This window comes from Actinomyces sp. MRS3W (assembly GCF_032465695.1).
GTDB lineage: Bacteria > Actinomycetota > Actinomycetes > Actinomycetales > Actinomycetaceae > Actinomyces.
In genome coordinates, this window is record NZ_JAWDJJ010000170.1 from 1 (window position 1) to 8,288 (window position 8,288).

General features: G+C 65.0%; 9 protein-coding genes. 6 read left to right on the forward strand and 3 right to left on the reverse strand.

Annotation, left to right across the window (positions count from 1 at the left end; genetic code table 11):
• Positions 1 to 157: 157 nt before the first annotated feature.
• Genes RWX45_RS06150 through RWX45_RS06160 form a run of 3 tightly spaced genes read right to left on the reverse strand, consistent with a single transcriptional unit; the run spans position 158 to position 2,930 of the window.
• The gene (locus RWX45_RS06150; RefSeq protein WP_316022883.1) at positions 158 to 1,474 is read right to left on the reverse strand and encodes a CpaF family protein; all 1,317 of its coding nucleotides are present in this window, start codon (positions 1,472 to 1,474) and stop codon (positions 158 to 160) included.
• On the reverse strand, positions 1,471 to 2,220 hold the full coding sequence (locus RWX45_RS06155; protein WP_316022884.1) for a hypothetical protein: 750 nt from the start codon (positions 2,218 to 2,220) through the stop codon (positions 1,471 to 1,473). Before RWX45_RS06155 ends, RWX45_RS06150 begins: the two co-directional genes overlap by 4 nt.
• Positions 2,220 to 2,930, reverse strand: a complete 711-nt coding sequence (locus tag RWX45_RS06160) for an SAF domain-containing protein (RefSeq protein WP_316022885.1) — start codon at positions 2,928 to 2,930, stop codon at positions 2,220 to 2,222. The genes RWX45_RS06155 and RWX45_RS06160 overlap by 1 nt, the downstream gene beginning before the upstream one ends.
• Positions 2,931 to 3,264: 334 nt before the next feature.
• On the opposite strand from RWX45_RS06160, the gene RWX45_RS06165 reads away from it, so the two are divergent.
• The 6 genes from RWX45_RS06165 to RWX45_RS06190 form a co-directional block, all read left to right on the forward strand.
• On the forward strand, positions 3,265 to 3,570 hold the full coding sequence (locus RWX45_RS06165) for a hypothetical protein (RefSeq protein ID WP_316022886.1): 306 nt from the start codon (positions 3,265 to 3,267) through the stop codon (positions 3,568 to 3,570).
• Positions 3,571 to 3,789: 219 nt separating this feature from the next.
• Positions 3,790 to 4,455 carry a hypothetical protein gene (locus tag RWX45_RS06170; RefSeq protein ID WP_316022887.1) on the forward strand — a complete coding sequence of 222 codons (666 nt, stop codon included), beginning with the start codon at positions 3,790 to 3,792 and terminating at the stop codon, positions 4,453 to 4,455.
• A 291-nt stretch (positions 4,456 to 4,746) separates the two neighbouring features.
• Positions 4,747 to 5,535: a hypothetical protein gene (locus RWX45_RS06175; RefSeq protein WP_316022888.1), complete on the forward strand. Its 789-nt coding sequence runs from the start codon at positions 4,747 to 4,749 to the stop codon at positions 5,533 to 5,535.
• 24 nt (positions 5,536 to 5,559) lie between these two features.
• Positions 5,560 to 5,934, forward strand: a complete 375-nt coding sequence (locus tag RWX45_RS06180) for a hypothetical protein (RefSeq protein ID WP_316022889.1) — start codon at positions 5,560 to 5,562, stop codon at positions 5,932 to 5,934.
• A 7-nt stretch (positions 5,935 to 5,941) separates the two neighbouring features.
• Positions 5,942 to 8,056 carry a DUF6571 family protein gene (locus RWX45_RS06185; protein ID WP_316022890.1) on the forward strand — a complete coding sequence of 705 codons (2,115 nt, stop codon included), beginning with the start codon at positions 5,942 to 5,944 and terminating at the stop codon, positions 8,054 to 8,056.
• Positions 8,057 to 8,067: 11 nt separating this feature from the next.
• A partial coding sequence (locus RWX45_RS06190; protein ID WP_316022891.1) for a hypothetical protein occupies positions 8,068 to 8,288 on the forward strand: 221 nt, incomplete at its 3' end.

Genomic DNA, 8,288 nt, shown 5'->3' on the forward strand with positions numbered 1-8,288 from the left:
CGTCGCAGCCTGCTTGCGGGCGGCAGCATTCGCCCGCCGTCGGGGCGGGCGGCGCGGGCGGGCAGCACCTCAACCCCCATGGCGAAGGCGATGAGGAGGAACAGTCCGGCTCCGATGAGGGCGCCGGCAAGGACGGCGACGCTCGCAGTCGAATTGGTCATCGGGCCCCCTGCATGTATGAGGCCGCCGGATCGTATCCGGCCTCGAGCAGATCCGCAGCGCACTCGATGGGGGCTGCCGGCTGTGCCTGACCGGACCCGTCGTCCGCGAAAATCTCACTGGACAGCACCCGCCCGTCGACGCCGTTGACCTCGCGTACGGAAGCCACGTAGCGACGCATCGACCCGCCCTCGCTGAACCGATTCTCACGGGTCAGGAAGATGACAAAATCGACGGCGCCCGCGATGAGCAGGTTGGTGGCGTCCTGTGGCAGGTGCTCGGCGGACTGAATGGCGTAGGTGGCGATGCGGTTGAACACCTCCGCGGAGGAGTTGGCGTGAATGGTCGATAGCGAGCCGTCGTTGCCCTGACTCATGGCGTTGAGCATGGTGACGATCTCGTCTCCCAGCACCTCGCCGACGATGACGCGCGAGGGGTTCATCCGCAGGGAGCGTCGCACCAGGTCCGCCATGGTGATGGCGCCGGCGCCCTCGGAGTTGGGCAGGCGCTCCTCGAAGGCAACCACGTTGGGATGCAAGTCGGTGAATTCGCCGAGCCCAAGCTCAAGGGCGCGTTCAACGGTGATAAGCCGTTCGGAGGGCGGGATCTCGTTCGCCAGCGCGCGCAGGAACGTGGTTTTGCCCGCGTTGGTGGCACCCGCGATCATGATGTTCTTGCGGGCGCGCACGGCCGCCGAGCAGAACGCTGCCAGCCTGGGGCTGAGAGTTCCCAGTTCCACCAGCTCGTCCAGCCCTACCTTGTCCAAGCGGGCACGACGCACCGAGACCGCGGGCCGGGAGCACACGTCCATGACGGCCGAGAGCCGTGATCCATCCGGTAGCCGCAGGTCGAGCTGAGGGTTGGCGGAGTCGAAGGGGCGGGAGGCCAGCCCGGAGTAGGAGCCGAGCACCTGGACGAGCTCGACGAGCTCGTCGTCGGAGTCGGCCACCGGCGCCGCGCGTTCCTCACGGCCGTCCGCGTACTGGATGAAGACGTTGTCGTAGCCGTTGATGTCCACATTCTCAACGTCGGGGTCCTCCAGGAGCGGTTGCAGACGCCCCACCCCGAATAGCGCCGCATGAATGCCTTGGGAGACCTCTTCCTCGTCCTGGGCCCCCAGCGGACTGCGTCCGGCGGCTATCTCCGAACGGGCGTACTGCTCCAGCACACGTCCAATGAGGGCGCGGGCGAATTGACGCTCGTCCTCCGGCGTCATGGGGGGAATACCGGAGGCGGCGTCGTCATGGCGTTGCTTGGCGAGCAGGTCGGCGACCTCCTCGCGCATGGTGCGCACCAGGGTCTGGTCTACGCTCATTGCCCCTCCCCCATGTCGGCAAGTCGCCCAGCCAGTTCCCGCGCCGAGCGCACCAGTAGCGTGCGGTCGAGCGGGCGCAGCCGACGGCCTGCCAGTGAATCGGCAGCCGCCTCATCATGGGCGAGGACACCCAGAACCGGGATGTCTAGGCCATGTGCACGCACGAGCCGCTCAAGATCGTCCGCCTCGTGACGTTCCTTCCAGGGGGCGATGAGGATGATTCCCAGCTCGGGCCGCTCCGCGCGATGGGCGGTCTCCTCAACGATCCAGCGTAAGCGCTCCCTAAGATGACCATAGTGGTCCACGCCTGGGCGGGTGACCAACAGCAAGCGGTCCGAGGCGAGCGCGGCAGCCAGGCTGGGGGCACCGGGCGTGAGCCTCCCGAGGTCGGCGATGACGTCGATGGGTCCGCGCAAGCTCCGGGTGATGGCCGCCCAACCGGCACCAATGGCGGTCGCCTGATCGGGACGTGCCAGACCCACAAGGATGTCCAGTCCACCGTCAACCGTGGTCAGGTGCTCATCCAGACCTGCGGCAGACTCGCGCCGCACCGCCGCGGCCAGCGAGACCAGCCCGCGCGCCGGGTCGACGGGTTGACCGGTTTGGGTCCGCAGCCGGTACAGCAGGTCGGAGCCCGCGGGATCGAGTTCAGCCAGGCGCACATCCCGGGGCCACACGGCGGCAAGAACGTGTGCGGCCGTGGTCGTCCCGGGAGAGCCCTTGGCCGAGGCCATGGAGATCAGCATCAGCCCTCTCCGATCGGCTGGTCGGAAGCCACGAGAGCAACGGCGATGTTTCCGCCCGCACTGGCAGTCGCCAAGGCGGCCGCGTCGGCGCCGTCAACGATGAGAGACAGCACGCATCCGGAGGTCCAATCGTCTTCAGATCCTGAGGTGGGTACCGCCGTCAGTACCTGCGCGCCGTCAACTGTGACCTCACCGCTGGTGGTGTCCACCACATTCACCACGTCACCGGCCGCCACCCCTCCGGCAGGGAAGCGACCGTTATCCAGCGAGATTCCCACGACCTGGGTACCGGCGCCCGGCAACGCTGTGGATAGCAACTGAGAGGTGTCGAACAGCTGCCCCTCGGCGATCTCAACACGTGCAACTTGTCCCACTAGTTCATCGGCACGGCTTGCCGGGATGAGGGTACTGAGCGTTGAGGAGACCGGGGTTGAAACCAGATCCGCATCGGTGATGACCTGGCCCGCCTCCACCGTGCGGGCGGCCACGAGCATCTCAACCCGCTGGTCGGCTCGGGTTGCCAGCAGGCCGGCGAGTAGAGCCCCGCCAACAATGAGCAACACGGCGAGAGCCGCTAGCAGCGGGCGCCGTTCGCGCGGCGCTGAGGGGAGGCGCGAAGCGGCGCGTTCACGCTGAGCACGAGTAGATGACAGGCCGCGGGCGTCACGGTCGCGACGTCGGCGCATCTGTCCATCCTGGGGTTGGGACATGTATCGGGACCTCAAGGTCGAGAACGGCTGAACGGGCAGTACCGTACCCCCGAAATCGACAGTCACGCCACGGCAACGTTGACACAATCAATGAGAGACTCGTAACTACAGTCGTTCGCAAGAACCCCCAAACCGCAATATCACGCCGTTTCATAGTAGTAACATGCCATCAGAGACCCACAACCGGCACGGGTAGAACTACCCACAGCACTTGCATCCTTCGACCCAACGTGGAAGTCTGCATCACGTTCGGGTACACGACCTACGTCACATACCCGTCTCTGTTAGGCCATATGACAGAGCCCAGTACGATCCTGAACCCTAGGAGTCATCCATGGCAACAACCACCGCAGATCTCGACACCCTCGAGACCCTCTACAACACCCTCAAGACCGACGTGGACTCGGCACACTCGATCCACACGGACACCGACACCGCACTGTCCAACGCGAACTGGGAAAGCCCCAACGCCCAGTCCTTCCGCGACGCCTGGGACGAGTTCAAGCCGAAGCTCACCGCCTTCGAGGCCGTCCTCGCCGACGCCGCGACCGATGTTGCGCGCAACCACAACAACATCGCCGCCGCCAACGGCGTGACGGACGCGACCGATCTTGCGGACGTCTCCTCCTACGACGCCTGAGGCGCCTCGTAGGCATAGCGAGGGGCGGTCGACGTCGAACAACGGGCCACGCCCGACGGTCAACGCCGACCGCCCCCGTTTTCCTGCTTCATCTAGGCGGCATGACGTTCTTCGATGCCGGAAACCTGACCCGCACCAGTCGGGCTCCTCACCTCACGGAGGCTAGCAATGTTGCGCAACGGTCCCGCTACCACCAGAGCCGTTCATCGACGTATACGCATGACGAGCGCCGCCATCGCAGCACTGTTGTTGGCGTGCGCGCCGCTGGCGGCGTGCTCGTCCGGCTCGGACGACACGTCGGGTATCCCCACCTACAATCCTGAAGCCGTGGCCTCAGCCAGGGCCTCCGAATCCGCCGCAGCGGCCGAGGCGTCCGCGTCTGCCGCGGCCTCGGCGTCGGCCGCCGGCGTCGTCACACCGGAGTCTCTGTCCACCGACCGCTACGAAGTCACTGCCATTCCCGAGGACCTGGACGAGCAACAGACCGAGATCCTCAAGGCCTTCATCGACTACGACCAGGTCACCTGGAACATCTGGTTCACCGGCACCGGCGTGGAGAAGGCCGAGCCACTCATGACCGCAGAGGCGTATCAGAGCCTCAAGAGCAACTATGAACCCATCGCGGGTGAGACCGTTAGTGGCGGATTGCGTGTAGCAGTCACCGCCGTAGTAATCACGTCCCCAAATCTCGCCAATATGCAGGCCGAAGTGAGGGCCTGTAGCGATCAATCTGATCTGAGATCATATGACACCTCGGGGCAAGAGAACACCGACCCCGAAACGCTCCAGGGCCGCTACGACAGAATCATCACGATGACCTACGACGGAGAGACCTGGAGGACAGCCGACGAGCAAACCGTATCCACCAATGAGTGCGCGGTGTGAGTCATGGTGACTAAGAAACTTGTCTTCACGACAATGGCGACGCTCATGCTATCGTTTTCTTTTCTGTTCGCCACCACGCCCGCACACGCCCAGGGCGTTGGAGGGAGAAACGATGTCGGCGGGTCAACCTCTTCTGGTTCCGCGTCGGCGGATACGGATGGTTCGGTAACCATATCGGTGTCGGCGGAGTTCGTGTCGGCTGCGGCGGATGGCTCCAGCTCTGGTGGTGGAGCGGTCTCCTCACAGACGGTAACCACTACGGCGCATCCGGTGTGCTGGCACACTGCGGGCATGACCGGCAAGGAACTGGCGGAGTGGATCGATTCGGGGGACGCGCAACGCCAGATTGTTAACGAGTACGGCATGCACCCCGACCGCAACGAAATGAATGAAGAGATCGCACGCTACCCGGATTACGAGTCGTACGCGGATGACACCGACGGGCACTGGTATTTTCCAGTTTGCTCCTCAGGGTACGTTCCCAACAACGACCTCAAGGTATTCGCCACTATCGCCGACGACTTCTTCGCGAGCAACGGCCCCGTGTACGTTCCGGCCGGTTCCGCCCCGCCCGAGCCGGTGATTGACGGCGCCACGCTGGCCCGGGCGGCCTGGGATGCAATCACCATCCCGACGGCGACGATCGCGTACAACCCCACCGTGGGCGAGTCACGGGCGACGATTGTGGGCATGGACACCTGGATCTGGGCCACCGGCGACACCCCCTCCCAAGCCACCGTCACCGCCACAGCCGGACCCGTAACCGCCACCATCACCGCCACAGCCAACGGCCTGAACCTGGACCCCACCGACGGCGAAGCGGACTGCACCGGCTTCGGCATCCCCTGGAATGAACAAAACGACCGGACGGGCACCGACTGCGTCATCGTCTTCAACCGCTCCTCCGCCCACCTGGAAGACTCGGTCACCCCAGTCGACATCAGCGTCGCCTACACCGCGAGCTACACCGCCACCGACGGCGCCACCGGCAACCTCGGCACCCACACCACACAGACAACCACCAACATCCCCGTCGCCGAAATCCAAACCCTCAACACAAAACCAACCAAACAACCCTGATACCCAACAAGGACTGGTTAGCCAATGTCTGTTCCCACCCCGAGTCCGTCGCCGGGCCCCTCACCGATCCCGCCCCCGCCCGGCGGTCAGGCATACAACCTGAAGAAACAGGCTTTGGAGAAGGTGCTGGACAAGCTGGAGCAGGCCCAGGACGACCTGGATGCAGATCCGGCCACGGCAGGAATGACGCCGAAGTCCGCCCTGTTGACCGATGGCCTGGGCGGGTCCGAGAGCGTATGGCAGTCCCCGCTGGCCGACACCATGCACGACACCCTTGTGGAGATCATCGACTCCATGACCTCCAACCTGCGCAGCGCCACCATAGAAGTCCAAGACGCCTGGAACGACGAGCCAACCTATGTGGACGAGGACGACTCCCGGGCGACGTGGGGGGAGTGAATGACCGATGACTTACGTTTCGCTTGACGCCGACAGCGTCCAGGACATCATTGATGACCTGACGGCTTACAAGGATCAGTCCGAGACCAGTTGGGAGACGGTAACCAGCACCAACCGGGCGGAGGACTACCCCGCTGAGCTGGGCGGGCGCAGCAACACGGCCGGCGAGAAGGCCGCGGACCTGGAGGACGAGATCGCTTCCCTTCAGGCGCGCCTGGATGCCGCCAAGGCCGCCAACGAGGGCGGCATCACCACCACCGCCGAGGACGGCACGATCTGCTACTGGCTGCCCGAAGGGGTGGAGGACACGGCGGAGAATGCCACCACTTACAACCAGGTTGATACCGTCAACCAGGCTCGCGCCGATGCCCAGACCATGGTGGACTACTCCGAGAACGGCTGCACCCCCGAGCAGTGGGACGAACTCATCCAGCGTATCCAGGAGAACCAGGACAACGCGGTCTATGCCAACACGATCCTGGCCAACGTCGGGCCCGGCCGACTGCTGGACCTGCCCGTCGACATCCAGGACCAGTTCACCACTACTTCTCATTCCCAGGACGTCATCCTGAATGACAGGCCCACTGCGGGGGCGGACCTGGCTGAGGCGCTGGGGCATGTGCTGGCCACCGCCTCAGTGACCTGGGGCGACGATAAGGCCGAGGCCTACGCCAACCGGCTGGTTGACTACGCCGAGGAGAAGGGTAAGGACCTGCGCGTCGGGGTGCTGAACCAGATGCTCATGGCCTCCCGCCAAGCCGACGTCGACGGCGACGGACAGGCCGAGGACGTGGGCCTGGACTACAACGATGCCCTCCTGGTCACGCTGGCCAACCGGCTGGAGAACTACAGCCCCCAGCAGGGCAACATCCTGGAGCAGCTGTGGAACAGCCCTGACAGCACCTCCAAAACGCCGGTCGGCTCGGTCGCCAACCCGCTGGCCGGGGTGGTGCACGCCATGACCGGCAACCCCGACGCCGCCATCAGTTGGCTGGTCCCCGCCGAAGGAGATGGCACACCGGCCCCCGTGACCACAACCGAGTCCATTGAGCACGCCAAGCGCATCCAGGAGCTGATCGAAAGGGGCGGTCTGGACAGCCAGGCGTGGACCACCGACTGGGCAATACTCGCCAACCAAGTAGACCGCACCCCCACCCCCGGCCTGGACCCCGCCGCGCAGCAGTACCAGGAATCCGCCCGCGCCACCGCCACCTCCGGCATCCTCAACGGTCTCGGCTCCGGTGAGGATCCCCTGAACCTGTCCGAGCAGGCCCGCCGGTCCGTCGCCGCCGTCATGGCCCGCCACCCCCAGGGCGTGGACGCCTCCACCACTGAGAGCAACGACGGCGGGCCTCTCGGCAGTGACGGAACCACCTACTATCCGGTGTTCACCGACCGGGCGCTGACCAACCTCATTGGGCAGGTTTCCCTGGATGAATGGGCGTCCACGCACCTGGGCGAGGCCATGACCGACTACCACACCCAGCAGCTCCAGGACGCCGTCGACGAGTACAACACCACCGGCGATGCCACAGCCCTGCACAAGGCCGTGACGGCGCAGAGCCGCACCAATGGGTTCTTCGCCGGTGCCTCCACCCACCAGCTCATCGCCCTGGCCGAGCAGAAGGACTCCACCAACCAGGATGTTACTAAGGTCACCTCGTTCCTGGTCGGGCTCATCCCCGTCACCGGGTCGGTAGCGTCACTCGGTATCGACCTAGCGGACCCCTACGGCGCCGACAACGCCGACGAGGCGCGCAACCAGGCCGAAGACATTGAGAATGCCGCCGCCACTGCCAACAACCGCCAGCTCACCCTCGCCCTGCTCAACTCCGGCCTGTACACCGCCGAGGACCTCCAAGCCACGCTCAAACTCATCAACAACACCATCAGCGTCCCCAACGTCATCGACGAGGACGGCAACATCCTCACCCAAGATATGACCCCCGAGCAGCTCGCCGACCCCGACACCGGCGCCGGACTATCCGCAGTCGGCAACCACCTCTACAGCCCCGCCCACCCCGAACTGAACTTCACCGACTCCAGAACAGAAGGGTTTAAGGAGGGTCATGGCTCTGCCAATCCCGATAGTAAGACTGCGCCCAGCCACACGTGGGAATGAAGGCCACTACTATGTCAGTCGCACAGCTACTCCCTACATGCAGTCACGGCACAACTAGGCCTGTCAGCGCCCGGCAGCGTCGTCTTCTGGCGGGCCTGGCCACGCTGGTGGCCGGCTGCCTGGCTCTTTCTGGCTGCTCACTCCTACCCGACAGCCAGCCCACCACTGCGCCCGCTACGGCGGTGGTGCCCACCACCGCACCCACCGGGCTGGATGAGCACTACACCTGCGC